A 24,615-nucleotide genomic window follows, 5' to 3' on the forward strand; every position below is an offset into this window, starting at 1 on the left:
ATAATAAAAAATACCTGGAGCTCGAAAAGCGGGCTGAGAAAAAACTAATACCTGTTTTGCTAAATAGTAGGCGAAGTTTGTTTTCAAGCACCACTCAAGATTTTTACTTACCTCCCCCGGTCAGAATGGCTCTCAAAGAAACTCTTTTCATTCGCAGGTACTGCTTACTAACTGGCGCACACAAAGCTGTGAGTACTTTTTCTTTCGCAGCAATGCTCTAAAATAATTCTGAGTTTTAGCTACTAAAAACTACCTCTTCCAACCGACAACGTAGTTATTGTCTACACTTCCCACTCCTTAATTAACCACATCATCATTAGAGTTAGGTAATGTCTGTAATTTTTCAATTGGCTTAAGGGAAGCTAGTGCGCCATTAGATACATTGTTTCAGAATTCATGATCATCCAGTGGATACCATCACTGAACCCCACATTGCTAGTTACTTTAGCAACCCCTACAATCTCCAACCATTTATCAACTATTCCAACTGGCCGAAAATAACTCTTTTTATTCTTCCTGAGTCAAATTCAACATACTCCCGCCGTAACTCAACCCTCTTCCTATGTATTCCTTCCAATAGAATTGATAATTGAAACAGTATAAAAAATACTGAAAATATCAACCATACCAAATAACTTCAGGCTCTCCCACTATAAAGAAGATGGAAGAGACTATTAGACATATTAAGGCCATAGATAAAACCCCTACGAAATACAAAGGTATTTCATTTCTTGACCGTTAAAATCAATAGATCATTTGAGTCTTCACCCTGGAAAACAGCCAAAACAAATATAAATAGACACCTATTAATTCAGTAAAACCGACCTCTTATTTACTTACACTTCTCAACTTCCATGGGAGACTATTCTCTTTTGTCTGCGTCACTTAATTTTTGCTCTATGGCACTTAGATCCAAATACGGCTTGATAAATGGTTGACATTTATAGCTTGCTCTAACTATAGATACAAATCCTATTGCAACACCTGAAAATAGCAAAATTGAAAAGGTCACGTAAATATTAATTTCGCCAGCTACCAATAATCGTTTCACAGCAACCAATAAAACAATCATGCCAATCGAGCTAATAACAACAAAGGGCATGCGAGCATAGACTGGCATCCTATTTCTTGAGTAGGAACGGACTACAGAACGTAAAATTTTATTTTCTTGCTTATTCATAATTCCCTAAGATGTCTAACGATAAAAGCACCGGTGGCAAAACCTAAACGACTGTTTTGACGTCGGATAGCTTTACTTGTTAACTAACCCTTAAATTCAGTTCACTGGCTTCAACTCACGCCTCTTTTTGGCAGTAAATCATGAGAGTTTCTGAGTAAGGATTAATCGCTCCCTAGCCTCTACCAATCTACCGCCATAGAATATCATCCGAATCTTTCATTGAAGGGCTCACCGCTAGTGACCAAGATAGAGTGCATACATAAAGATACCTTGAATTTCGCCTGGAGCAGTGATTCGAGTGCGTAGAGATAACTACATTAACAAATGTCTGGGATGAGAACTTACATTGAACTCATTTAAATTAAACTCAATTCTTTTACAGCAGGCCATTCAGCAGATTGAACTCCAGAACACAGTGCCATTCGCTTTAAGATCAATAGATTAGTTCCCTTTAAAAAATACTCCAGGCTCCCTAATACAGCCAGATCTCAGCACATGGACGACCGAAACATAACGTCGGCCGCCAGTCAAATTTATCGGGCGATCGTACTACTGTTTGTTATGTGGATGAACTCAAATCAAAGCCGCAACTCTTGCAGAATTTCGGGTTCAAACCTTTACCTAGATAATTTGTGCACTTAGGACACCGCCAATTGAATCTAGAGAAAACTAAATATGCAACTATAGCGAGAATGCATCCGATCATCCAGGCCACTATAGGTATACCGGCAAAGGTTTCCACCCCACTTTCCATAGCCTCTAGAGAGACAAAAAGACCGATAAGAGCAGGAGCAAAGAAAATGCTTCCCATAATTTGCTTTCTACGTAACTTCTTAAACTCATCTTTCATCTACTTATTTAACCCATATAATACTTTGCTACGCCACAACCGAAATCAAATCGATTATGCTAGCAGAGTGAAGACCATCGGGGGCAGAAACTTGCTATAAAATCCTATAGCGTTAACTAAAAAATTGAGCCGATAGCCTCAAGCACACCCGTAACTGCGTCAACCAAACCGTCTATGAAGGCTTCCAAAACGCCAGTTAAAATCTCAACGACCCCCATTGTAGACTCAGAAATAACCGTCGGTATTACAAGGCCAACTATTGAGGATACAACGATAGCTGAAGACACTAACTCTACTCCATAGATTAGACTATAACAGATAACACCTACTATAGACAGTGAGCAAATAGATTGGATAATCTTCATCGCTTTCGATTTTTCTTTTGGTTCACTGCTCATCATTTTCTCCTATTTATAACGGGACTTAGACACACTCATCCCAATTTTTATTTAGTGCTTCTACGTGAAACAGTCGACTCATCGACAAGGAATAATTAGGCCGCTTACGGCCGGAGTGTAGTTGAGTATTTTATTCTGAAGTTAGTCATATTGCATTACATTTTTTTACTGAACCTTGCTCAAGACAAATATATAGAGAAATAAGAATGCCACTTCTCATGTCTATTCCATAGATATCAAAGATCCAAAAAAAAATTTGTAGCCTTCCATGGAAATTAGAAAGCCTAAGGTTCCTTCTTTCATTGAATATTTTTCAAGAGAATTTTGCTCTTGAGTATTCTTTTGCCTCTTTCGCTTAATTCTCTCTATATCCACATGAAGTTAACACGGAGTGCGGGGGCTGCTGTTAAACAGGCCCTGCGTAAAGCATCCGTGCTTCCACAATTTATTATAACTTTTCTGCCACATACCGTGAACCTAAGTAAAAAACCACCGCAGCTAATAATAATGGGACAAACAAGCTTAGCCAATAGTACCAATCCAGTACGACAGTTAAGACTCCTTCCATTCGAGCAGCGCCTAGCCTTACAGTAACCATAGTCAACAATACCACCGCCGATACTACGGAGGTTTTAAGCTGACTGGCTGAAAATCTCGCCAAACCTAAAAGGATGCCAAGCAACGCCCCTTTTATGGCAAAGCTCATAAAATCCATTAACCAACAACCATACTCTGATTGAACGCAGGGATGATGGAACATCAAATGCGAGGAGCCATAGATCTTGTCACTTGTAAAAAACGCTAACCAAGGAAGCAGGATTGCAAACAAATACTTTATGTAAATCACAAGGTCCTCATAATTTATAATGCCTTTGGCTGCAGCACATGTATCACGTCTGGGCCACACAGTTCGTACTGCCCAAACTAGTTATGTGTTTTTGATGACATAAGTATAAGACTCGAGCAACTTTCCTGCATGCTCAATCAGATTTACCGATTCTTCATCATCGTCGAAGCCTGCTATATCATGATTCCAAAAGTACACGGGCGATTCTTCATCACTTATGTCGATAAAGTAATAATCTCCACAGCCACTTTCTCCAATCAAAAAGTAGCTAAGTTCAATATCTAGGTGCAACCTTACAAACCGATTGAGTTCTACCAGTCGATTTTGATTGTTAAGAAGCTCTACTTCCGCAGCCCAAAAACCATCAGCTAACAGCATATCTGGATAGTTTGAAATGAACTCCTTGTAGCTTTGAGGAAGTTCGATATCTAGGGATTCTTCTATTTCTTTAAAATTCATAATGTTCTCGGAGCAACATAACGAGGGTATAGAAAACTCACCCCTATTTTGCATTGTGCATCTGCATGAAAAATAGCCTATTCATCAGTGAAAGCTCAATTAGAATTCACGTAGAATCACCATTTATGGTTAATAGTTGAAACCAAGTGAACTTAAAGGGTCATAGGTGCACATTAGTTTTTCTACAGTCTGAACACCCAATTAAAGGGCTCCGCTTCGCGGCGCCCCTCTTGAATTAGTTGTTAGCTTGTACCAGGACTTCAGCCTTGGGCATTTAATATAGCTATTTAGTAAATATATAAGAAATAGTAAGTACCCAAACATAACCCAACCTACAAATATACTAATTGGACCCGCATTAGCGGGGCATTTTATTACACCTATACCACAGCTAAGCATTAACCACACACCTGTATTTTTCAGTTGCATTAAAATCCCAAATGATAGAAATGCAACTGCACCTTTATATGAAAGGGAGTTTTTCTTGTATAAAGCAAAGAGGCACAAAAAAGAAAGAGTGAAAATAACAAAATATTCTATATGCAGCCAAGCTGAAAACGTACTTTTAACTGAGTATTTGGGATACTCAATGACTACAAGAAGCAGGTGAATTGCTGCTAATACCAATGTACTTATAAATACTATCCAACTTTTCATGATTGATATATTTCTATTTACAGGCTAATGTTCGAAATTTTCGCGGCTGGAGTATAGCGGAAGTCGTCCGGCTACGATAGCGGCGAACAACCTGCGCTTTTAAGTGTTTCGGAACCAAGCATCACTATTGAATTCCTCGGGTATATTTTGTTCAGTAGGATCATCAAATCCCATACTCTCTAACTTATTAAACCATTTATCTCGTTTTGAGCCCGGTAGCTCCTGGCCACACCATGGACAAAACCTGATAGAAATAGAACTACTACCACCATCATGAATAATGAGACCATATTCATCAAACTTTGGGATAAAGGAAACAAGGGTGTCTGGACACTCATAGTTATTCTAGTGATCCCTACAGTTAAGCTCGACTCTTTTTCCCATTTCTTTACAACAATGCATAATTATCTTGGATACTTAACCCCCGTAATAACCGGCCGGCCAATCTGGCGATTTTTTGGTCAGAAAAAAGTAACGGGCTTGGTTAATCACATTGATTCCCTTGCTACCTGCCTGTCCCTGTCTAATCACTGCGACATCCATGTCGTTGCCAAATAGTGCTTATTCACGATTAGCCCACGGCGATTTCTTTTCAAAAGTTGAGATATACAGATTCTCAACTTTATCTCGCGCCCACTGGGTTTTGCGTAAAAACTTGAGCGAAGACTTAACTGATGGGTCACTCTTAAAGCAACTGATATTAATCCTATCTGCCAAGCCATCCCAGCCATAGTGCTCCTGCAAACGGGTAACAACTTTCTCAAGAGTAATACCATGTAGCGGATTATTTGGTTACTCTTTGCTCATTCTTCAATCAATACTCTATGTTTTATAACGCATTACGTCGTTGTATGTGGCGACCTACGCAGTAGGTTATTCAAACCGAAGGCGACAACACAACTTTGTTAAGCATTGTGTACGCCGAAAATCAAAGTATATGGAATTTCTATAGCCAACACCGTAACCGGAATCCATACAGAGCACTTTAGAGATTTTTTTGATGAATACCCTAGCACTTTCTTTAAATAGATAAACGGAATAATAAAATATAAGGAATATGCCGATAAAATAATAATCCCCGAAAAATCGTTTCCTACAACTACTAAACTGATTATGAATATAAGAATCATTGGTGCAAAAACGAAGACAAATGCAATCCACCAATCAATATCAGAGTCACTACTTTCGGCATTGTTTCCATCAATCAACTTGTAGATACCTACCAGTATCAACGCAGTTATTGCAGCCTGTAACATCTTCCCACCTATTTATGCTTAACGAGAATGTAGAAAAACTCAGCCCTCTTTTCGTATTGTGCCTCTACGTGAAAAATAGCCTACTCACAAGTAAAAGCTAAATCAGAATTCACGTAAAATCACCACTTGTGGTCGATACTTAATCATATTTGAAGAGTCATAGATGCACATTCATTTTTCTACAGCCTAAACACCCGCAGCGTAGGCTGCCCCGCGAAGGCTTTGACAGGAGCCGTAGCACCCGGCCTATATTGTCATGCCTCTGAACTACGCAGTTAAAGATGAAGTACACCACCCACCCTGATTTCAGTTGGGTATACGAATGTCTTCTGTCGCAAAACTTGATTATCGCACAATAATGACGCTGAATATTTTTCCTCGTTAGGTGAAACCACAAAATCTTGGCTAAACAATCCGGCCACCTCGCGAATATTGTGACTCACAAGGCTGTCATCTTGCTTTGATATTGAGAGGAGGCAATCTCCAGCTGTAGAGCCTTGAACAATGAACATGCCATCGCCCATATTGAAGCTTACACACCCAGTCAGAGTGAAGCTAAAAATCATTGCAAATTTCATATTCATGCTATTGAGGCATAATGCCGCCAACACGTTCCGAAATGGAGCAGCGAAGCTGCGGAATGTAAGTCCAGCCAGTTCTGCTTGCGTTCGTGCTTGACATTTCTATGGACTTTCTTTTTCTGTCACGTTCTCAAAAATCTGGAAACAGTACGACTTGAAGTCATCTTGGCTGCCAACAAACTGAGCAAACGGAACATAAGTTGCTAAAGTGCTCGAAAAACCAGATTTAGAAGCCATTTTGACTGATGGGACCACAACTTCCGTGGGCCCAGCTCTTAATGGCGACATAACCTCAAATACATAGTGGTAAGATCTATTACCGCTTTTCCCTTTATCAATTGTGTACTTTAGTTTAGGATTTGCCTTGCACAGCAATTTAACTTGGCCTTTCTTGTATCTGTACAACTGACCTTCATGAGAAAAGCAAAAGTCATTGCTTTCTTTTTCGGCAACCAGGCTTCTGCCAACTTCTTGAACTTCTTTCATGCTTAAGTACTCATGTTGCAAAACACCGCAAACAGCGGTAGATTTCGAGCAGCGCAGCTACTTAAAACTGTTCAGTCACATGTAGTGGGCGGTGCTGCTTTACTAGTTATGCAATGCTAGTATTGTTGTTACTCTATTATTTGGCTTACGGTACTTAGATCAACTCCACACTCTTTGAGCCACGATGTCATTTCTGACAAGCTAATTGAGTGTTTTGTGAACGCTCCACCGCTATAGCCCTCAAAATAGTAGCCTGAGCTATTGTGCCCCTCGTAAATTGTTTTTATACCTTTGCAATCTACAAGAAATTCCCCTCTAAACTCATCCTTTCCCTGTAGAAGCTTAATTTGTGACTGCGTTGTACAACCAGCTTGCACAAGAATGAGGAATATTGAAATAAATATCGGGACTTTCTTCACTCATTTCCCTCGTGAATATAACATTCGTATTTGCGGCTGGTAAAGCGTAGTATAAGCTGTCCGGTCGCTATAACGGCGAGCAACATGCGCTTGTTAAGTGATTTAACACTCACCATCACTACCCGCTCCATCTCCACCTCCAAAACTACCAGAATCACCACTGCCATAGTAACCACCAGAGCTAGAGCCCTGAGTTACCCCGAACTTCACAATAAACCACAGTACACTGGAAATTAGGAAAGCTGTAAATAATAACGGAGCAAAAACAGAATTAAGCGAGTTTTCGGAAGTAAGATCAATCATATACCAAGACCCAACTAAACCGACAAGATTAATGATGAATGATTTCATTGACTATCCCCTTGTCACTTAACGAGAGTGTAGAAAAACTCAGCCCTCTTTTCATATTGTGCTTCTAAGTGAAAAATAACTTACTCATCAGTGAAAGCTAAATCAGAATTCACGCAGAATCACCATATGCAGTTAATATTTGATCACACTTGAAGAGTCATAGATGTACATTAGTTTTTCTACAGCCGGAACGCCCGCAACAGGGGCACTCAATACTATGCCCGATTTGTACAAATCTGGGAGCGCAGCGATCTGCGCAAAACATACATGGCGTTGGGCGTCCCTCGGAGGCCCGAAAGGCTGTACCAACTACTTGCGCTTGTATGTATTTTTACTTCTGTGGTTCTATAAGCCACTGTGAAAAACCACCTTCTTCGCTTGTACGGCACGAGTAGACGAAACCAAATTCGTATGATTTTGGCATGTTTTTCAAGTATGCCCCCGATTTTGACATATAGTGTTGGAAAGGTTCTACGCTATTTTCTTTTTCAAAGAAGACAGAGTGATCTGAGCCCTCAGTTATACAACAACCATTACCCTCACAAGCTATCCCCTCAGAGATAGAAACCTCAACCGCTGCGTCAGAAGTACTAACCACGGTCGCTCCTCCTATACAGATACATGTGCCAGATGCCATGACGTTACTAGAAATTATAAATAGAAGTAGAACTATCGATCTCATAACGGCCTACACATAATGCCTCAATCAGCCACTGCCTCAGCGGTCGAGTGTATTGACTTGTTCAATTTTGATACGTGAATCATACATTTTTCTCTGAGCAAATCACGATTTTCCCCATAATGAGCTTGGCGATGATGGTTAGGGCAAAGGGCAATGACATTTCTAGCTGAATCCTCCCCCAACTCTGACAATGGAACTATATGGTGTGTTTCGAGATACCTAGCTCCTGCTAAGGTTTTAAACCCCTCAGCTCCACAAAATTCGCAGTAGCCTTTTGCTCTTTCCAGTACACTCCGTCTAACGTCAGGGTTTCGAGAATACTGGTTGCTAGCTACTTCTTCTCTCACTACCGGAGCTGATTTAACAATTGATTCGTCAAATTGATCTATATATTTCGCTGGACCATCAATGCCTCTAACTAAAATACACTCTCCTGAATCTCTATCGTAACTCTCTAATGTCCACGGTTCATCATCAAGCATTCTTGTTTCTGTTTCCGAACGCTTTCTATCTGGAGTGTCGTCCCTAAGGGTACCATCACAAATTATTACTCTCACAGGCCAATTAAGTCGTGCCGCTTTTTGAAGCGCAAAGTCCATTTCGAATGCCCTTCTTCTTTGGGGGGAGCAACTCATTTCTTCTGCAAGTGTTCTCATGTTCAATTGTTGGATGATACTTTCTTCGCGAAGCTTAATATTTTCGTACCATAAATTAAGCACAATTAGTTCGCTATCATGATCTTGAAAGGTCCACTCATAGCAGTATTTTGGATTACTAGCCGCGTATTCTTCTCCTCGCTTATAGTTACCCCAATCACTTACATCAATACCCACTTGCTTGAGCAAGTCCATGAGTCGCAACCTTTCTTTCGGCTTTAAGAAATCAAAATCCATTGCAAATCTCCAAGAGGAATTGAACAATTTTATAAGCGGCGCGCGCTTTCTGAGCGCCCAGTGAAGATCGTTTTTTAGCCCTAGTGATGTTTGGTAAACTTGTTATTTTAATGTTGCACCACACCATAAATGAAACCAATTAATCCAAGTATTGCCAGCGGCAAGTAGTAAAATTTTACCACCGGCTCTTTTAAGCACTTCAACCCCTGGACTGGAAGAAAGTTAAAAGCCAACACCCAGGTTCCAACAAGAAAAACGACCCCTTCAGATAGTTTGCCATCGTCAAAGGTCCACCATAAGCCAGCCATTATCGCCATTAAAAGGACACCGAATAGCACAGCTAGATTGTAAATTGCCAGGAAAATATTATTCATGCTTTAAATATTACCCTTTTAGCGCCTGCCTCAAAACCAAAACGAATCGATGGTTTTGATGTCGGATATCTTTATTTTTTATAACTAGTGTACTACACATGCACTTCCACACTTTTAGGATTCAAAGCCATTGCTAGTTCTCGGAATATACGTTCCTCTACTGAGGAAATACCACCTTCAACCATTTCTTTAGGCTCTACAATTACCTTGGGCTTCCGTTTAAAGAGTCCTTTTATAGATAACTTTTTCTCAGCATTCACGATGCAATTCCACGCCGCATCAAAATCTCCAACCAAAAGTCTTTGAGTTGAGAATGCCTCTTTAGGAGTCTCAAAGTGAACTTTAGAGCCAGTAAACAGCTCTATCCTATTCCTATAAATTTTTAATTTTACTTCCATCTCTACTCGACTGTTTAGTTAGAACGCCCGCAGCATTTGGTGTCCCGTAGAGGACCACAGGACCGGAATAGAATGCCTGCGATTGTTATCCATTACTTGGCACGTCCTATATTTTTTAGGAAGACTATCACTGAAGCTGTACTTAGAAACCAAAAAGCCAACTTAAGAACAAAAACTACCAAAAACAAAAATGGATGAATTTTCAACCATATAATATCTGTAGTGCGGACATTAGGAATTCCGAACTCTGTTACGGCTTGCCAAAGATGGCCTCCCAACCAAATTGCAGAAAAAATAAAAATGCAGAACCACAACCAGTTTTGACATACCAAAGAGGTAACATCTTCTAGAACTTCAAATTTTCTTTTTAAACAACCCTGATCTGAATTTAGATTCTTCCTTCTATTTTTTTTAGTGCGAGATCTTTTCATATCCTATAAATAACTCCAAACTCATCTGCGGAGACGTGTTAGCACCGAATTCCAGTACAGCGCTTTGTTACATTTCTATCTGCGCGATCTCTTCATAAAGTATGTCAATACGTAGACATTTTCTATCTTAATAATGAAATAGAGAGATTTTTCGACGTTCTCTACCTCTATATCAAGCTTGTAAATGGGGTTTCTCAAAAGGGGGTGGAATACGCCATCTTTATTTAGTGAAGATGAAAGCAGTCCGTAATACTCGTTTATATCCTCAATCAAAATCTTCGACGCATACCCTCTTGCATCTTCATCTGGCATCAGCTGTTTATTCAGTAGTCCATTGAAAATATAACTTTCTATTTCTTTGAATAGCCAATCTGATTCGACCTCTACTCGACCGTTAAAACGGTATTCTTTCGCCGCGAGATATTCATCCCCTTCTGACCAATGCGCAACAAGTTCACTTACGAAAAAATCAATTTCTTGCTCAGCTGCGTAGGCTGCCACTCCGAATCTATATCCATTCGCACAAAGCTTCGACAGACATTTCAAGTAGCCATGAAGCGATTCTACATGTGGATTATCTATGTGCTTAATCATGCTCAAAATGTAACGCCCGGCTCATCGGCGAGCGCAGCAAGTCCACTAAAGGCCACAGGCCGGATCGAAATGAAGACGCTTATTAAGTGTTGATCTCATCTTCCCTGTCACGGATTGTATCAGAATGAATTCTATAAATACCACGATCAATTCTTTGTGTGAAGTTCTCATATGTTGGGCTATGTTGGCCTGTCTCCATTTCTAAGTTTGATAGAATAACACCTGTATATGCCTCTGGATTCTGTGGAAAGTAGCTTTGCCCTCATATTCGTAATTTAACGCCAATCTCACCGGCAGAGGCGCCACAGCGCCGGAGTCGGGTGCGACGTCTTGTTAACATTTCTCTCTCCGATCACTTTCATTCCATTCTTTTTGATTCCAGTGAACACTCTTTGCTCCCACTTCCCTAATTGAGAGATTGGGATCGTTACTATGGATTAACGTAACGAATTTTCTTCCGTAAACAAGATAGGAATAAGTTTGATCAGACATTATCTCTAGAAACACTTGTGAGTTGGAAATATCTCGTTTACTCCAAGAATCAAAATTTCTCACGCAGACTAATACATCACCTTGAGAACCTCTCTCAATCTCAGAAATGACATCGTCAAAAGCTCCCCAATTGCGTCCATAGTAACTAGGGAAAGAAAATACTTCATGGCAATCACTATGGAAGCTCTCCATTGTGTACCATTTTTCTCCATCTAAGAAGTACACTTTATATCCCGCGTCTTCATACCATGATATGTCTTTCTCAAATAATGCTAAATCAAAGTATTTGGCCACGGGCCCATACGCAAGGGTTTTAAGATCTAATTTAAATTCAGCCATGTTCGATTACTGCTGAAAGTTAACGCCCGGCTTCGGGGCGGACTAGGATATGCGAAGCAGCGGAAGGGAGGTCCCAGAACCGAGAGCGCGGCAAAAGCCGCTTATTAAATTTCGATGCTCTAGAAGAAAACCAGAACCGCATTTTCTTGCAGATCATATTCATGAACTCCTTTGAGTACGTAAGCTTCTTTTTCTATCGGTACTGGATCTTTACACAATAGCCACTCCTTGACAGCTTCCGCCTCGATACACTCTTCAGATGCACTTCTTATTTTTACTCTATACACCTCTCCAGGGGCTCTATCAGTGACTTCAGCAATCACAACAACCACACCTCGGTCTATAACCTCAAATTTCTCAATTATTGAATATTCCTCAAACATGGACTTGGAATTTAACGCCCGGCAGGCCGCGCGAAGCATGGGCTGTCCGGCAGAAGCCTCGTAGAGGCTGGAGCGAAGTTGATGCACTTGTATGGTTGTTCTTGCCCAATTCTGAAGTTGCGAAGTCTACAAACCATACGTAATGGACAAACTTTTGAGGGTACTTTGCTCACCAGATATTTCCCACTCTAACCAATTTGTCCACTCCATATGTATTTCGTCACCATGCTTTTCGAGAATATAGCAATCGTAGTCTATTCCTTTATAGAAAGCATCTAAATTATATTCAGATTGAATCCGCCAGCCATGCTCCTTGACCAACTTCTTCAATATGTCGCTTCCAATCTCCGTTCTTATGTCAGTAAGTTTCATAACGTGTATTCACATAACTCCTCAGGAACGGGTGCGATTTACTGTATTCTTCTTGCTTGATTTGTTATGTGCTGACCTAATTGAAAAAAACATCAATTGAGCGCAGGCAATTAATTGTATTAAAGGAATATACCAATAATTTGTGCCGTACTCATTAAGATAACTATTATAATCAGGGCCACATAAGTGATTGCCGCTAATAGTAGTGTTTACTAAAAGCAAAGACCATATATACCCTACAAATAAACACAATATTAATATTAAACTAGCTGAGATGTTTTCAAAGTAAACATTTGTCGGCTTGACCTTAAAAATAATGAAGGAGGCAAGTAATGCAAAAGGAACAGATAGAATGACACTTCCAACGTAACCACCTGTATCCCCCATAGTACAAGTCTCAGCCATAGGGCCGAACCACGATAGCAAACAAAAAAGTAGCGCAGAAAACACTGCAATTATCCGTAAAAAAATATTTATAGCTTCACTCCATTTGGCTAATAGCACCCAAAGCGGGGTGCCGTTTACTGCATCCTTTGCCTTTGATTGTTAAGTTTATCTCGATACTCGCTAAGCTTTTTAATGTATTCTTTAATAGATTGACTATACTTGTGCTCTTTATCTAGTTGCTGAGCTTGATATATAATTTGAGCGAGCTTCCCTAGCCAAAGAGTACTGGAAAAATCGTTGTTTTTAGAGCCGCACTTTAATATTGAACATACCAGTTCACGAAATATCTCATACCGAATTCTGGAGTGCCTATTTGTTTCCAATTTAGGCAAGCATTCCCATACCCAGCTATTTATCTCTTCATCATTTTCAAATTGTGAAATAAAGGTACGGATAGACTTTGAAGATTTTTTCTTCAAACCCTTATCTTTGTATTCTTTGAATAATTGATAGCACTCAATTTTCATAATAACTTAACGTATGTATTTGCGACGGGTGAAGCGTACCGAAAGCCGTCCAGCGGCGAATAATATACGCTTGCTATGCATTTCTACTTACCGCACCAAACACACCACAAAACTCTTGCTCCATTTTTGAGCTGATAATACCAGTTTTATACATAGCCCAGGTAAAATGCGAACCTAGCCAACATGCTTTATCCAAAGTATCATCATCCAAACCAGACCTGTATTCATGGACAAGCTCACTATCAAAGTTATTCTCGCAATCAAGCTCTCCTAGGGGCCTTTTAGCATAAACATTTAATGGCGTATTTGAAGCCTCCGCTACATAATGAGCCAACAATCTGGTTTTAGAATTATGAATGTAAAATTGTAAACGGAAGTGGGAGTCATGGCACGATCTTTCACCCCACACAATTCCTTCATTTAAGCCTATCAGTTCTATTAGTTTTGTGTAGATAATATTCATTTGGCTTTTATGTATCCAAGCGGAGTTGCGATAGCACCTGAGTCGAGTGCAGCGCCTTGTTACAAACCCAACACCTTACGTGAAAGGTCTATTGTTTGTTCTCGATCTTTGGTTACAACAAGCCAGTCGAAATAAACCTCGCTGAATTGCCCAACCTTTCCGTCAAAAGCTGAAACTCTAACTGGCTCTCCAAAGAAGTCTTCACTTTTAGCAGATTTTACTGCCTGAATGATGTTTTCGGCAAATTCCAGAAGCTCAGCTTCAGTACCAATAAGGTATGCTTCTTCCCAACCTGTTTGAGCCGTAATCAAGGGCCCAGCATTTCTATCTTTATTCATGAAAATACGTACTTTTTAGATACTTGCAACCCCCCGCTAACGCGGCGAAAGCTGCGTAGCCGCTAGAGTCCGTGCCCTTTGTAGCACTGCGCTGCATTGAGCGCCCTATTATATGCCTAGTCCTCCCAAGTACCGGACTTAGCCGAGTTAACCAAAACCGATACAGGAAGAGGGGCGATGTCATCCCAGTTTTCTCTAGTGACTCCTTTACATCCATACAAAAATCCTTTTAAAAAGGCCCAGATGCCTTCAAATGGGTTTAAAGAGATACCTTCTGGGCCAAAGTACACACGATCGATACCAGAGATGTCTACATTGAATTTATGAGAGAATTCGATGAGGAACTCATCACCATCATCACCATCGACAGCCAGGTCGTCGTTCACTAGGGTTTCTAGGCGGATCTTCTCTGCTGCTATCCCTGTAAAGTTCGATACGAACTCTATGACGTCATTTTCCATAAGGCATGTAACGAGTGTGGAGAAAAACTCATTCCTCTTTTCGTATTGCGCTTCACGTGTAAAATAGCCTATTTATCAGTGAAATCTAAATCAGAATTCACAGAGAACCATCACATGCGGTCAATATTTGACCATACTTAAAGGGTCATAGATGCACATTAGTTTTTCTACAGCCTGAGCACCTTAATCTGCGGTAGGCCACGCTAAGCGTGGGCTATCTGGTAGAGGCTCGCAGCGCCGAAACAAACAGTATCAACTTGTTTTGTTTTTCACAATGTTCCAACATGATTGAAGCTACCCGAGCCTAGATCAAAGTGCTGGATTTCGACATTATTGGGGAAAACTGCACCATTAAATTTTTTGAAGATTCTATCTGCCATTTCTTTATCGGTAAGGATATGAAGCCTTCGTTCAGGACCTTGCCAAAGAGTGAGCCACAGGATTTCAGTTGCCGCACGATCCTGACCTGAAGTATTGCCAGTTTGCTTACCTTTCGCATTAGGATTATTGAACCATGGAGATGTACTGACTCCACCAATAATTTTACCTTCCTCAAAAATATCAAACTCGTGTGATGGCCCACCCTCAGAAAGACTTAGTATTTCCTTCTTTGCCGTGGTACCAATGAGTTTATTGAGTTTGTCACGTACCTTTTTTTCAACTTCTAGTGGTGACACGGAACTCTCCTAATACATAACGTCGAAATCGATGGCGGCTTGCTTTGCGTACATTTTTTACATGCATATTGGAGTTCTGCGACTATGTAAAAAGCGCACAAAGTAAGACGTCAACTGCATTGCCTTGTTAAGGTTTTTTCCTGTTAAACGTAAATTTATTACCACCTTCTACCAGCCCCCTAAAGAAATCCTGATCAATCTCGGCAATATGAGTTTTTATTATATGAGAACTATTTAAACGAAGAGTGAGTGTGCTCCCTATTAATTTCCAAGTTCCTTCAAAGGGAAAAACCAAACTGCCTAGTTTTGGATAGTTAGTGCACAGAAAAGTGTTGTCATATCTAAACTCACACTTATCCCATCCCGATTCACCACCAAATATACCCCCACTCCTATCCTCCCAAGTGCCTTCTAGATCCTGAGCTAAAAAAGCATTGCTACTTAGCAGTAATAGAGTGACGAGCTTACTCATGAAGTACCTTAACGATTAGAGCACCTGCGGCAATACCAAAGCGAAGCGACGATTTTTACGTCCGGTGCCTTTAGTTTTTAAAAATTTTGCTGATCATAGGTACGATTTATCTCTGACCTAGAATACCCATACTGCTCTAATAGATCTTCGAAGAATCCTATATCTTTGATCTCATCCATAGTTGCCTCGTCTTTGTAGGCAAGGCATAAAACCATATGTGCCACAGCCATTTCTTGGTCACTTGTTATTCTAGGGAGCCTCTGAATAACTCCGTGATACCTCTGGCATGCAGAGCGGTTCACAATCAAGGCGCGGCTTCGCAGGAATGTCTAGACCTTTCAAGAAGTCGCAACGCGGAGTGTGAATCGCTCTGCAAGCCCCGAAGGGCGGGCCTTGAAGGCCACAGCTGCTGCGTTGCAGCTCTTGCAAAGGGCTACGGCCATTCGCGGCGAGCCGCGCCTAACATCTGCAGCCTTCAAGACCCGCAGAGGCATTACGGAGTTATTCAGAGGCTCCCTAGGCCCACTATTACCATCTACCCATGCCCACAATCTTCCCTTCATTTCACCCTCATTGAAGTCCACACCTGATCCTGACCAATAAGCCTTCATTACTTCATAGGAGTCAGAAATGGGGGATTGAAATTGTGACTCAATCTTTTCAATCCATGAAATCATGTATTGTGCGTATTCCTTCTTCATACTTTTAACGTCCACAGCGCGGGCGATCGAAGCGTAGGCTGTCCCGCGAAGGCCCATAGAAACTTCCCTATGATTATTAGCTGCTTTTACGTGGTCGGTCATTATATATTTCCTGTATCTTAGCATGGCCAACTACTCTTGAGCCTTCGCGAACCTCTAGATTGGAACCTACCTTTAGGCATTTTGGATATGCCTCTGATGTGGTGAATTTGACAAACGCTAGAGCGCGCCTGTTAGGTTCCGTAATCCCTGAATCAATAAACCAATAAATCGTAGTTGTAAGATAGTCGGCTTTAACCTTATAGTGAGGTCGGTATCCACTTTTTACGGTGGTATCTTTATCAGAAAAATATACTTGCATAAGGGCATCAGGCTCCCAGTCTGGGTTTTCAATTCTCTCGAATTTATCAGATATCACATTTACCCATTACAACAGTTAACGCTCGCAATAGCCGGCCGGAGGCGCCGGAGGTCCGGCCGAAATCACGCAGTGGCTGGAGCGAAGTTAATTGTTTTGTTACGTACGGCGTACTAGCCACTAAATCATGTACTTTCACGCTCGCAAATATTATCCCATGTCTCCCTCGGTACGATTTCCATGTTTGAAACCTCAGTTCCAACAAGAACATTTTTTTGATCCCATGAGATCACTTCTTCCAAATCTCTTGGAGGCTCACCACCGAAGCTTGGCACGTTGCTAAGGGAAAATACCCAAAGCCCTTGGACAAAATTATTATACAATTCACCCACATTTTTTGGATAATCAACAATTACAGGGATTTTGGATAGATGCCTGGCAATTTCTCTAACATCCCAGTAATCGTCATCTAGACACCAACCATCGCAATCAGACCAGAGGTAGGATTCAAATTCTCCTTGAGAAATCAAAATAGAATTAACTGACATTCCATAGCCAGCTTGATAAAAGATTCTATATTGCAGCGACTTAGTTTCAACAACTTCCAAACTTACTGGGATGGCTAAGGGAATATCAGATTGTATTAGGTTGTAGATTGACGCTAACTCGCGATTGATCGCCTCAAGATCATTGAAATTTAACAATGCACACTCAATCCGACTCTGAGCGTCATTCATTAAACTTGTCGTATCCATCTAGGAACCAAAAGTCACGTAACACCAACCACACACATCGAATTGAAATTTTTTGCTGCTTTTCAAGCAAAGTTTACGAAGGCTGTCATACTGGTTTTTGCTAAGCAACTTTTCCACCATGCTTGAGAACAGATTTTCTTATAAATTCCATAGCCTCATCATCAATGGATGCAAGAGGTACCGATGTATAATTACCCCGGTTAACTAAAAGGATGAAAAAGTCTTTATGCTGGTGAAGTGAAGATATCTGACCCCATGGTATTTCTGCGAAACCTAGCGGTGAACTAAAACTAATACCAGATTCAGATAAACCAAATATAGTTTCTCCATTTCTCAGCTCATTGGCCGTTGTTTTAGCATGCTTCAAGTGGCCGATAAATAATGAAATCATTATTGCACCAACAATAAATACACCGCCGCCCGCCAAGCCTACCCTCCAAGAATAGTCTTCATTATATACTTGAATGCCGGAGTATATCGACAAACCAATAAAAACGACTGGGAATACTGGCCCGATTAGTTGTTTTATATAGGAAACAGCAGCTGACTGTAGTAAAGCCGGAGAATATTTTAGAACGTAATCTCGATTCATACCTATACCTAACGTTTGGCACAGAGGGGGTTTTGGAGCGACGAAGGAGTGGAAAAACTATCCGACTGCTGCCGCTTGTTAAGCGCTGAATCTTGCCTAAATGCCCAATACCGCAATGTGCCCATATTTATTAATATTTGTTTCTGCCCAAGCTGACAATTCTGAAATCATTTCTTGAAGCTGGCCTCTGCAAGACTGGAAATGATTTTGAAAATAGTCCCTAGTACCACTGAATACAAAACTCACTTTTCCGATGATTTCATTAAATTCATTTGCTGATCTTAGTGACTCACTCAGTTCTTTTAGCTCAGTTAATATCTTACCCCATGAGTTTGAATCAGCATCATTCATACAGTAGTGGTTATAATTAGGAATATTCCTTTCAAATATTACTTCGATAAGACCAAAAACCTCTTCATCGAAAAACAGGCTACTCTCATCCCAATGCTTACCCTTGTACTTCCCTAAGCATAGCTCGATATAACATGTTCCTTCTAGCTTGGACTTATCTTTGATTATCTGAATTTGCTCCATGACTTAATATCGCCTAACGCCTTTGTACCGAGCAGCTGTTTGGCGAAGCCACACTTAAGGCTGCCCAGCCCGAAGGCCGGTCGTTGACAAACTTGTTAAAGGTCATGCTTTCTCCAGTGGGTAGAAAGTAAAACCCGAATATGTATTCTTGTGTTCTATGGGCATTTCATGAGCCACTTTTACAAGTATGGTGTGGCCGGGTAGTCCTTTGCCACTAATTTCTGGTTCCGTAAGTAGTTGTGAAATTACCTGGCTAGACGCCTCCTCTTCGGTTTCGGCCTCGGCACGCCTAGTAGCGAAAAATCCCGCAGGTTGAATTGCCCCCTCAACATCTAAGTTGAAATTTTCACCTTGTACTAAAACCACGAAGTTTCGCATAAGACCTTTAACGCTTTGCCCACAGGCAGCCGAAATGCAGTGTAGGCTGCCCAGCCCCGAAAGGGACGATTGTGCGACAACTTGTTAGCCATGCATGCAAATTTCTGCAATATTCTGCGCCTTTTCTATGCTTATACCATTAATAAAGTCATGATAAAACTCATGCTCTGTTTCATGTAAGCACAGTGTTGGTCTTGAACCTTCGCTTTGAGGGTTTACATCTGCTGCTAAAGAATGAGTGCTTTTATAATAAGGAAGTTCACTGCAGAACCAACCAAAGTAACCTGTGCCAGTATCTGGTTCGTCCCAATTCTCGATATAATGGTTGAAGCTTTGTTCACTTAAAGATACCCAGACACCCCACATGAATGGGTCTGTTACACCGTGGATAGGTATCTCTATTATTACTCTTGCAAAATAATGTGTGCCACCTTCATCTGTGTAATAGCAAAGGTCATCACTGATCTTTCCTTTCTCTTTTACTTCATCTGGTTGTGACAACCACGGATCAGGAGCTTTGAAACCAAAGCTAGGAGAGCCTTCGTGGACTTCACCGCAACATGAACATGTAAAGCTAAATATTCCTGCCATATCTCTAATTCTTTATTCAGCTAACGCCCGCCACAACCGCATTTCTGGAGAGGATTGTTTTGTATTATGAGCGCAGCGAACACAAAACAAGCACCGGAATAAATGTCGGATTTCTGACGTTTGTTAGGAATTTTTACCACACTCGTTTTTAACTTTTTGCTCAAGCTCTTTGATGCTTTCCTGTAGATTGCTCATATGCTGTGAGTTAGCCTCACGGTCAAACTGGAATTCCGCTTCAAGAGCTTCGACATTGGCACCCTTCGATATTAGATAGCGAACAATTTCAAAGTGCTCAAAATCATCAGCCACTTTCAAAGGTGTAAATCCACCTTCACCTTTTTGCTCGATATTGATGCCATTTTCTACAAGCAATTTTGCAGCATCTATGTCACCCCATACGCAAACACAATGGAGAGCGTTATCACCAAATGCATTCGTGTCATTTATGTCCTTAAGATCGGTGCCGGAAAAATCCGGCACCGATTGGATATCATCTAAAATCTTTCTGAGTAGCTGGTCCATGCCTGTATACCTAACGCTTTTATTTGGGGCGGCTGGAGCGTAGCGTAAGACGTCCCAGCCACGAAGTGGCGACAACATAAACTTGTTATGTGATACACAATAGAATTATAACTACCACCCAAAAAACCAGACCGATAAACGCAACTGCTAATGCTCCGAGATAAACTTGGTCATCTCTTTCTATGAGAGTGAATCCGTTTTGTTTACTGCGCCTACCCCCACCCTTTCTATTGAGACTAATACTTTCTGGCCTCCATCTTCCTAAAGAGATTATTGGAGTTAATACAGCGCCAGTAGCATAGCTAATCCCCCAAAATGCGACATCTAAGAGCAAGCCAATTAACACGAACCCCAGTAGATCTTCCATGCCTATATCTCAGCAGCCTGATTCACATAACGAGGGTGTAGAAAAACTCAGCCCTCTTTTCGTACTGTGCTTCTACGTAAAAAACAGCCTACTCATCAGTGAAAGCTAGATCAGAATTCACGGAGAATCTCCATTTATGGTCAATATTTGATCGCATCTAAGAAAGCAAAGACATAAATTAGTTTTTCTACAGCCTAAACATCCACAGCAGGGCGGCTTACTTTGTGCACGTTTTGCGAAAAAATGGGAGCGGAGCGACCTGCGAAAAAAGCGCACAAGGTAAGCCGTCCCGCAGGGGTCCAGAGGGCCGTAGCAAACTGCCTGTGTTTGTTAAGGCCTCAACTAATCGCAGCCTGAGTCACCGAAACCAAAATCTATGCCACCACCAAAACCATCAGTTGACGATGGCACTCTTGTTTGCGCTGCTTTCTTCTGCCGCAATTCTTTCTCTACAGCTTTTCGCTTATCTTCGATTACAGATTTCTCAGACTCTGTAAATTTCTGATTCTCTAAAAGCTCAGCACCACAATACATACACTTATCAAATCCAGTGTTCTGAATCTGACGATCACATATATGGCACAAGCCTTTGTACATGTTTACTTGCCTTTACGCCTTTGTAACGGGTAGCTTTGCTGCGAGGCAGCGCTTAATGCTGTCCAGCCCGAAGGGCGATCGTTGACAAACTTGTTATGTGTTTGCACTACGCCCCCCAACTATTGCGAACCAAAAAAACGCTACTCCAGCTAATACAACCGCAAGTGCCGTGTGGTTTGGCGCTATGCTGCGTACATAAATCAAAGGCGAACCAGCCATCGCCAATGATACAAATAGGTATGCAAGTTGCGGCCACCTTTTTGTACCGTTCATATTCTTCCGCCAGGCATTCAACAACAGAGTGCCAGCTGGAATGAAAACGATCATGAATACTTCAAATATTCCCATATATCTCTACGACACATAACGCCTGCATTTAGGGCCGTAGCACGCAGTGCAGAGGGCCCAGCCCACGAAATGGGCGAACAACATGTACTTGTTAGGCTTTTTCAAGCGCTGCACCATAATTGATACCCAATAATACCCTTTTCATTGTTTCTTCGAAACTGCCTACTTTATAGAGCTGCTCGTCAGGGTCAGTAAATATGTAGAAGTTATTTTGGTCGTCAACTAGTAGCAGCATATGGTCGTGATGTGCTGAAGCAAAAGCATACAAAGACACATCTAGACTTTGCCAATAGTTGTGGAACTCCTTTCCGAAATCAAACGCCCTGGCTCTGAACGATATGTCACTCGCGGAAAGCTCTCGCCCTGGGCCGACTTCCCCCACATTGAGGCCACCGAATTCAGCCAGTACGGCAGCTGCATTTTTATGGCCGGCACTAGATACGCTTAAGGTCTGATTTAGGCCCTCAACTTGGCGACCTTCATGCCACCCTGCATCGACAAATAATTTAGTTATATATTCTTCGGTATCCATAGAGCCTAACGTCTTGCTAAACGGCAGCCGGAACACAGTGTAGACTGTCCGGTGGAGGGCGCGACTTTTGCGCCCGGAGTGTACTTCAGCAACTTGTTATGAATTACTTGGTATTGGCTCACTCTAAATAGAACCCCCGAGCATAGTATGAAAGGAAGTTGCTACCCAGAGTAATTCCAGATGGGCCACAACATACCCAAGGAATAAACCCGTGACCACCCCTAAATACTTGTATTTCACAAGCCCTTTATAGGTAATGACACCCCAAACAATGGGCAGAACAAATACGCCCCATGGAAGTGTATTAAGCCAAGTTTGTTGCTCATTAAGAAACAAAACAAAAATTGCATCTAAAACAATTAGGTAAGCTAGGGAGACCATTGATGTACCTAGTAGCCAAATCGCAATCCTGCTCACGTTAGCTTTTCTTAGTTCCATACTCATGACTCATAACGCCGGCCACACAGGCGAGCGAAACGCAGTGTAGCGAGTCCAGCCAAATGCGTTTTTTGCATTTGGCGATTGTGCTGGCCCTTGTTATGAGCCAGCTCTTGATTCAAGGTACTTAATGACACGCAGCCTTTCTACCTCGTAATACTCTTCTCGTGTTTCGTAATGAATTGTGGGGCTACAGCTTGATACCATAGCCCCTCCCTCAACGGCCATACCATACTCAGCTGATTCCCTAGAGCCGGGATATGCGAACACAACATATTCAACTCCTTCTTGAAAGGTGAAGCCACAAGCAGAAGACTGAGGATGAGTAAAAACTGTTACCTTTTCAGCAGCGCTAGATTTGTAATTTTTGGTTACTTCGAACTTCACTTTATTCAGGCTGTTCGGTAGCCAATAACCTTTTTCCCAAACCCACTTACTCCCTATGCTTTTTACTACGCCACGAAATACGAACTCGTAGTCGTTAAAAGCTTCTTCAATTTCATAACCTCTGCAGCTGCATGCCATGGCTACATTAGGCAAGATTATTAGAAGGGCTATTACCACATTCTTCATTTACGATTCTCACAACGCTTTGCCTGTGTTTTATACACATCATTTAAGCCCATTTAAAGCCTCTGCTGCTTCAATATAATGGAGCAGTTTGGTATATCCCTGCCAAACAGTTTTAACCCCTGGTTCGCCATCACCTTTACGTCCTAGAAATCCCCCTAGGCCTGCCAACATACGCGTTATATCCCTCATGCTTGGAGGTATATTCGGTGGGCAACTTTTATCTCGCATCATCCATACCATGCGCCATTCTTTTTCAGAGTAAGCACTCGTACATGGTTCATCAGGAAGACTTCTTGCTTGTGTAGTTATCGAATGTAGTCGCCATCCAATAATCATATAGATCGCAATACAATTCAACAATCGCTGCTCTGTTCTAAAACGATTACTTTCTATCTGGCATCCGCCTTTTACTACCCGAAAATAGGTTTCAATTTCCCACCGGCTTCGATACCACTCAATGATAACTCTCGCCTGCTTAAAGTCTTCAACTGGAAGATCAGTTAACAGCATCCACTCAATGCCTTTTTCACCCTCTGGTGGGTTTAATTCTTTGGCCAATACAGCATAGAGAGAAAGTGGTCGTTTAGATTTTCCTTTCCCAAGTAGCCGTATCTCAGTAGTGGATACACTGACTTTGGCTTTTCTTCCAGGTTCTCCATTCCGTTTGGGAATGTCTACCGTGTATAGACCAACAGATTTCTGCTCATTCATATGATCCCAAAGCAAAACTGTTTCTTCTCCATCGAGCTCTAAAGTGCGATTGGCCTTAGCTCGAACGATATAGCTCGCCCGCCGCTGTTCACTTTGATCTTCAGCCCGTTGAAACCACTCATGAATATCACCTTCTCTATCAGCAATACTCACAATTGTGCTTTCAGGGCAGCGCTCCTGTATCTGACAAGCCGCTTCGTAATGGTCTAGCCAGCGTCGACTCTCCTTATCCTTTATCGACTTGGTATAGCGAGAATTAGAGCTTGATTCCTTGTCTCTCTGCCACATACTACCCTCAACAACACCCAAGTTAACTCTTGATGGCGTTATAGCGATTGAGGTGTGCAAAAGTTGCTGATTGGTCTCTTTCCGTCGAAGAGTTCCCATCTCTTTACTTTCTAGGTCAGTGGCAAAATTTAAAAAGGTAGTATCTTGAGGAATAAGAACAACGGGCTGCGCTTTGATTCTCTCAAGAGTTGCTGATTTATGGCCGCTCATAATAGAGTCAAAGTTGACTTTATCATTTTCGATAAAGCGATAAGCCGCAAACGTTTCTGCCCAAGTTTTGTTTGCGCAGGGAATACTATTCTTTGGGTCGGAACTTAAATTACTGAGAATATTAGACAGGCGCTTATTCAAGCGTGTATCACCCATAACCTGATTTTTTATTTCGTCCATGACCCAGTCCTGCATAATTATCCAGCCAAATCTATAGTTCTTACTGGGTTAAACTGTAACTTATTGATTTATAAAATAAAACTAAAAAAACTTATGTATAAAACTTAGCGCTTTGCTAAGGGGCAACCGAAACGCAGTGTAGGTTGTCCCACGGAGGCCGCGATCTTTGCGAC

General features: G+C 41.5%; 35 protein-coding genes and 2 pseudogenes. All 37 read right to left on the bottom strand.

All coding sequences use genetic code 11. The annotated features are described in order from the left end of the window. Window positions 1-862 precede the first annotated feature (862 nt). Entirely contained in the window at window positions 863-1,180 is a 318-nt protein-coding gene (locus ACJJIW_RS20710; RefSeq protein ID WP_444936241.1) for a hypothetical protein, read from the bottom strand. 966 nt (window positions 1,181-2,146) lie between these two features. Then, window positions 2,147-2,428, bottom strand: coding sequence for a hypothetical protein (locus tag ACJJIW_RS20715; RefSeq protein WP_444936242.1), 282 nt, complete (start codon window positions 2,426-2,428; stop codon window positions 2,147-2,149). A 448-nt stretch (window positions 2,429-2,876) separates the two neighbouring features. After that, window positions 2,877-3,275, bottom strand: coding sequence for a hypothetical protein (locus tag ACJJIW_RS20720; RefSeq protein ID WP_444936243.1), 399 nt, complete (start codon window positions 3,273-3,275; stop codon window positions 2,877-2,879). Window positions 3,276-3,356: 81 nt separating this feature from the next. Next, window positions 3,357-3,734, bottom strand: coding sequence for an SMI1/KNR4 family protein (locus ACJJIW_RS20725; protein ID WP_444893328.1), 378 nt, complete (start codon window positions 3,732-3,734; stop codon window positions 3,357-3,359). A 756-nt stretch (window positions 3,735-4,490) separates the two neighbouring features. Beyond that, window positions 4,491-4,724 (bottom strand): annotated as a pseudogene (locus ACJJIW_RS20730) (DUF6980 family protein); the annotation flags it as partial. Between the two features lie 228 nt (window positions 4,725-4,952). After that, a pseudogene (locus ACJJIW_RS20735) lies at window positions 4,953-5,171 on the bottom strand (VF530 family protein); the annotation flags it as partial. A 125-nt stretch (window positions 5,172-5,296) separates the two neighbouring features. Then, the gene (locus tag ACJJIW_RS20740) at window positions 5,297-5,647 is read right to left on the bottom strand and encodes a hypothetical protein (RefSeq protein WP_282932098.1); all 351 of its coding nucleotides are present in this window, start codon (window positions 5,645-5,647) and stop codon (window positions 5,297-5,299) included. A gap of 275 nt (window positions 5,648-5,922) precedes the next feature. Then, window positions 5,923-6,225 (bottom strand): hypothetical protein, encoded by a 303-nt coding sequence (locus tag ACJJIW_RS20745; protein WP_282932097.1) that lies wholly within the window; start codon window positions 6,223-6,225, stop codon window positions 5,923-5,925. A 105-nt stretch (window positions 6,226-6,330) separates the two neighbouring features. Next, window positions 6,331-6,714 carry a hypothetical protein gene (locus ACJJIW_RS20750; protein ID WP_282932096.1) on the bottom strand — a complete coding sequence of 128 codons (384 nt, stop codon included), beginning with the start codon at window positions 6,712-6,714 and terminating at the stop codon, window positions 6,331-6,333. A gap of 521 nt (window positions 6,715-7,235) precedes the next feature. After that, window positions 7,236-7,484 (bottom strand): hypothetical protein, encoded by a 249-nt coding sequence (locus tag ACJJIW_RS20755; protein ID WP_282932095.1) that lies wholly within the window; start codon window positions 7,482-7,484, stop codon window positions 7,236-7,238. Between the two features lie 702 nt (window positions 7,485-8,186). Then, window positions 8,187-9,059 (bottom strand): HNH endonuclease, encoded by an 873-nt coding sequence (locus ACJJIW_RS20760; RefSeq protein WP_444936244.1) that lies wholly within the window; start codon window positions 9,057-9,059, stop codon window positions 8,187-8,189. Window positions 9,060-9,166: 107 nt separating this feature from the next. After that, the gene (locus ACJJIW_RS20765; protein WP_282932093.1) at window positions 9,167-9,433 is read right to left on the bottom strand and encodes a hypothetical protein; all 267 of its coding nucleotides are present in this window, start codon (window positions 9,431-9,433) and stop codon (window positions 9,167-9,169) included. A gap of 92 nt (window positions 9,434-9,525) precedes the next feature. Then, window positions 9,526-9,831 carry a hypothetical protein gene (locus tag ACJJIW_RS20770; protein ID WP_444936245.1) on the bottom strand — a complete coding sequence of 102 codons (306 nt, stop codon included), beginning with the start codon at window positions 9,829-9,831 and terminating at the stop codon, window positions 9,526-9,528. A 92-nt stretch (window positions 9,832-9,923) separates the two neighbouring features. Further along, a complete protein-coding gene (locus ACJJIW_RS20775; protein ID WP_282932091.1) occupies window positions 9,924-10,262 on the bottom strand; it encodes a hypothetical protein in 339 nt (112 codons plus the stop codon). Between the two features lie 75 nt (window positions 10,263-10,337). Beyond that, a complete protein-coding gene (locus tag ACJJIW_RS20780) occupies window positions 10,338-10,763 on the bottom strand; it encodes a hypothetical protein (RefSeq protein WP_444936246.1) in 426 nt (141 codons plus the stop codon). A 426-nt stretch (window positions 10,764-11,189) separates the two neighbouring features. Next, window positions 11,190-11,687 carry a barstar family protein gene (locus ACJJIW_RS20785; RefSeq protein WP_444936247.1) on the bottom strand — a complete coding sequence of 166 codons (498 nt, stop codon included), beginning with the start codon at window positions 11,685-11,687 and terminating at the stop codon, window positions 11,190-11,192. Between the two features lie 119 nt (window positions 11,688-11,806). After that, window positions 11,807-12,157, bottom strand: coding sequence for a hypothetical protein (locus tag ACJJIW_RS20790; protein WP_282932088.1), 351 nt, complete (start codon window positions 12,155-12,157; stop codon window positions 11,807-11,809). Window positions 12,158-12,196: 39 nt separating this feature from the next. After that, on the bottom strand, window positions 12,197-12,400 hold the full coding sequence (locus ACJJIW_RS20795) for a hypothetical protein (protein WP_282932087.1): 204 nt from the start codon (window positions 12,398-12,400) through the stop codon (window positions 12,197-12,199). 63 nt (window positions 12,401-12,463) lie between these two features. Next, entirely contained in the window at window positions 12,464-12,847 is a 384-nt protein-coding gene (locus tag ACJJIW_RS20800; protein WP_282932086.1) for a hypothetical protein, read from the bottom strand. Between the two features lie 116 nt (window positions 12,848-12,963). Beyond that, on the bottom strand, window positions 12,964-13,356 hold the full coding sequence (locus tag ACJJIW_RS20805) for a hypothetical protein (protein WP_282932085.1): 393 nt from the start codon (window positions 13,354-13,356) through the stop codon (window positions 12,964-12,966). A 73-nt stretch (window positions 13,357-13,429) separates the two neighbouring features. Beyond that, window positions 13,430-13,819 carry a hypothetical protein gene (locus tag ACJJIW_RS20810; RefSeq protein ID WP_282932084.1) on the bottom strand — a complete coding sequence of 130 codons (390 nt, stop codon included), beginning with the start codon at window positions 13,817-13,819 and terminating at the stop codon, window positions 13,430-13,432. A 59-nt stretch (window positions 13,820-13,878) separates the two neighbouring features. After that, window positions 13,879-14,157 carry a hypothetical protein gene (locus ACJJIW_RS20815; RefSeq protein WP_282932083.1) on the bottom strand — a complete coding sequence of 93 codons (279 nt, stop codon included), beginning with the start codon at window positions 14,155-14,157 and terminating at the stop codon, window positions 13,879-13,881. 116 nt (window positions 14,158-14,273) lie between these two features. Further along, on the bottom strand, window positions 14,274-14,618 hold the full coding sequence (locus tag ACJJIW_RS20820) for a DUF1493 family protein (RefSeq protein ID WP_444893320.1): 345 nt from the start codon (window positions 14,616-14,618) through the stop codon (window positions 14,274-14,276). 269 nt (window positions 14,619-14,887) lie between these two features. Continuing rightward, window positions 14,888-15,295: a hypothetical protein gene (locus ACJJIW_RS20825; protein ID WP_444893319.1), complete on the bottom strand. Its 408-nt coding sequence runs from the start codon at window positions 15,293-15,295 to the stop codon at window positions 14,888-14,890. Window positions 15,296-15,422: 127 nt separating this feature from the next. Beyond that, on the bottom strand, window positions 15,423-15,767 hold the full coding sequence (locus ACJJIW_RS20830) for a hypothetical protein (RefSeq protein ID WP_444936248.1): 345 nt from the start codon (window positions 15,765-15,767) through the stop codon (window positions 15,423-15,425). Between the two features lie 338 nt (window positions 15,768-16,105). After that, window positions 16,106-16,570, bottom strand: a complete 465-nt coding sequence (locus ACJJIW_RS20835) for a hypothetical protein (protein ID WP_444936249.1) — start codon at window positions 16,568-16,570, stop codon at window positions 16,106-16,108. Between the two features lie 441 nt (window positions 16,571-17,011). Then, entirely contained in the window at window positions 17,012-17,563 is a 552-nt protein-coding gene (locus ACJJIW_RS20840) for a hypothetical protein (RefSeq protein ID WP_444936250.1), read from the bottom strand. Window positions 17,564-17,681: 118 nt separating this feature from the next. Continuing rightward, window positions 17,682-18,173 (bottom strand): YcxB family protein, encoded by a 492-nt coding sequence (locus tag ACJJIW_RS20845; RefSeq protein WP_444936251.1) that lies wholly within the window; start codon window positions 18,171-18,173, stop codon window positions 17,682-17,684. 96 nt (window positions 18,174-18,269) lie between these two features. After that, complete coding sequence (locus ACJJIW_RS20850; RefSeq protein ID WP_444936252.1) at window positions 18,270-18,707, bottom strand: hypothetical protein; 438 nt, start codon at window positions 18,705-18,707, stop codon at window positions 18,270-18,272. A gap of 102 nt (window positions 18,708-18,809) precedes the next feature. Continuing rightward, entirely contained in the window at window positions 18,810-19,085 is a 276-nt protein-coding gene (locus ACJJIW_RS20855; RefSeq protein ID WP_282932076.1) for a hypothetical protein, read from the bottom strand. An 84-nt stretch (window positions 19,086-19,169) separates the two neighbouring features. Beyond that, window positions 19,170-19,676: a DUF2199 domain-containing protein gene (locus tag ACJJIW_RS20860; protein WP_444936253.1), complete on the bottom strand. Its 507-nt coding sequence runs from the start codon at window positions 19,674-19,676 to the stop codon at window positions 19,170-19,172. A gap of 123 nt (window positions 19,677-19,799) precedes the next feature. Beyond that, a complete protein-coding gene (locus tag ACJJIW_RS20865) occupies window positions 19,800-20,198 on the bottom strand; it encodes an ankyrin repeat domain-containing protein (RefSeq protein ID WP_282932074.1) in 399 nt (132 codons plus the stop codon). A 709-nt stretch (window positions 20,199-20,907) separates the two neighbouring features. Further along, window positions 20,908-21,162, bottom strand: a complete 255-nt coding sequence (locus tag ACJJIW_RS20870) for a hypothetical protein (protein ID WP_444936254.1) — start codon at window positions 21,160-21,162, stop codon at window positions 20,908-20,910. Window positions 21,163-21,601: 439 nt separating this feature from the next. Then, complete coding sequence (locus tag ACJJIW_RS20875; protein WP_444936255.1) at window positions 21,602-22,042, bottom strand: SUKH-3 domain-containing protein; 441 nt, start codon at window positions 22,040-22,042, stop codon at window positions 21,602-21,604. Window positions 22,043-22,165: 123 nt separating this feature from the next. Then, complete coding sequence (locus ACJJIW_RS20880) at window positions 22,166-22,480, bottom strand: hypothetical protein (protein WP_444936256.1); 315 nt, start codon at window positions 22,478-22,480, stop codon at window positions 22,166-22,168. A 99-nt stretch (window positions 22,481-22,579) separates the two neighbouring features. Further along, complete coding sequence (locus tag ACJJIW_RS20885) at window positions 22,580-23,053, bottom strand: netrin-like domain-containing protein (protein WP_444893313.1); 474 nt, start codon at window positions 23,051-23,053, stop codon at window positions 22,580-22,582. Window positions 23,054-23,092: 39 nt separating this feature from the next. Beyond that, a complete protein-coding gene (locus tag ACJJIW_RS20890) occupies window positions 23,093-24,457 on the bottom strand; it encodes an IS4 family transposase (RefSeq protein ID WP_507021872.1) in 1,365 nt (454 codons plus the stop codon). Window positions 24,458-24,615 lie beyond the last annotated feature (158 nt).

This window comes from Microbulbifer maximicatervae (SeqCode) (assembly GCF_052467815.1).